The organism is Luteibacter sp. P4_E6 (genome assembly GCF_056401535.1).
In genome coordinates this window covers 1-1,522 of the sequence record NZ_JBFUJE010000746.1, presented here as the reverse complement: position 1 = coordinate 1,522, position 1,522 = coordinate 1, and the positions used below count along the sequence as shown (strand labels likewise).

Genomic DNA, 1,522 nt, shown 5'->3' with positions numbered 1-1,522 from the left:
GGACATCGTCCTCACGCCGGAAGGTATGGCGCGATCGTTGTTTGGCTTCCGCTCTGGCCGGGTTAGGTGGGACGAGATCACAAGCGTGCGTTGCAAGGACGTCGACTACAAAGGCGCGGTCGTCCGCCACTACAAGCTGTTTACGGGTGAAGGCGACAAGTTGCCCAGGCTGACCTTCCGCAGCGACTACGACGACGTGGAGGACATCATTGCGGTCGTGAGGGTAGAGGTCGCCAAGCGTGCCATTCCTGTTCTCGTACGCAAGATGGGGTGGGTCATCCCTGCCGACCATGTTCCGCTGCCCGGTGATGATCCCCGTAGCATGTGGTAACGAGGCGGAGGTTCGCCGATGAGTATGGATTCGGAAGCTCTGGCTACGGTGACGATGTGCCCCAGCCCACAGCACGGCTGAGGCGCATGCAGGACTCAGTTGGGAGGAGGTCCAAAGAACGGACAGCGCCTGAGTTGACGATGGCGAGTGTTGCGACGACGCTGTGCCGCGGCCGAGTGCCGTCTCCAGGGGATCATACGATTGAGTGGCTACTATGACGGATAGAGAACGTGTGGTGTATCGCCTGCTCGTCGGCGTGATCATTCTTACCAGCGTTGTTGCAGCGATGGCAACGTATCTCGCCTCGTGCAACGACTCGGCATGGGAGAGCCTGAACGCAGTCGTGGACGACGTCTCCATCATTCCTGCGCGCCATTGGGCTCTAGGCTCCGATTTCCCCGATCTCACGGCGATCTACTTCTTCTGGGTTTGTCCAGTATTTCCAGCGTCAGTCGCCGCATTCGCTACTCGCTTGTGGACTCCCAACAACATATTCCGGGTGGGGCGCACTGCCAGCTTCGAACTCAAGTTCGGGCTCGGTAGCCTCCTCATGCTTGCCATAGGCCTCAGCATGCTTTGGTCTATGGACGGAGAAGAAGTACTGGGCGTGCCGATCGGCAGGCGGTTAGCCGACCTTCTGATGCTCGGCTGGCTTCCCTTCGCCATGGGCGGTTGTGCTGCGGGACTCGGAGTCATCGGGTTGCGACGGTTATTCGGTCCGAGCACGCCGATGCGTGAATACTGAAGTCGTCGTGTTCGTTGTTTGGCTCAGTTGGCAGTCGGTCCAAAGAACGAACAGCACCTGAGTTGACGATGGCGAGGCGTGCGGCGACGATGTGTCGCGGCGGAGTGCCGTTTCCAAGGGATCAAGGGGGAATGATTGTCGCCGCGTGTGGATCGCCTGTAACTCGATGACCTGAATTGGATCAATGATGAGCATCGTCGATCAGATCTACGCAGCCTTCAAATGCAGAAATCGACCGAGCGTGATCTGCGACGTTTCTCGTCCGCTGATTAGCGACAGGCAGGATGCTGAACAAGTCGGTCGCCGTTTGCGACAGGATCTTGACTGGGCGTTTCTCCAGGAGCATGCGGACGCGCTGTACGCGATGACACCAGGGTCGTTCCGGTACTACATACCTCAGTTTATGGTTCTTGCCATGTACCGGAGTCGCGTCACTCCCTTATTTG

The 1,522-nt window shown here is 58.4% G+C and carries 3 protein-coding genes; all 3 read left to right on the top strand.

All coding sequences use genetic code 11. The annotated features are described in order from the left end of the window. Positions 1 to 331: hypothetical protein (locus AC1DT2_RS23070; RefSeq protein ID WP_477299003.1), on the top strand; the 331-nt coding region annotated here is incomplete at its 5' end. A gap of 232 nt (positions 332 to 563) precedes the next feature. Then, positions 564 to 1,076, top strand: coding sequence for a hypothetical protein (locus AC1DT2_RS23065; RefSeq protein WP_477299002.1), 513 nt, complete (start codon positions 564 to 566; stop codon positions 1,074 to 1,076). A gap of 184 nt (positions 1,077 to 1,260) precedes the next feature. Continuing rightward, a partial coding sequence (locus AC1DT2_RS23060; RefSeq protein WP_477299000.1) for a hypothetical protein occupies positions 1,261 to 1,522 on the top strand: 262 nt, incomplete at its 3' end.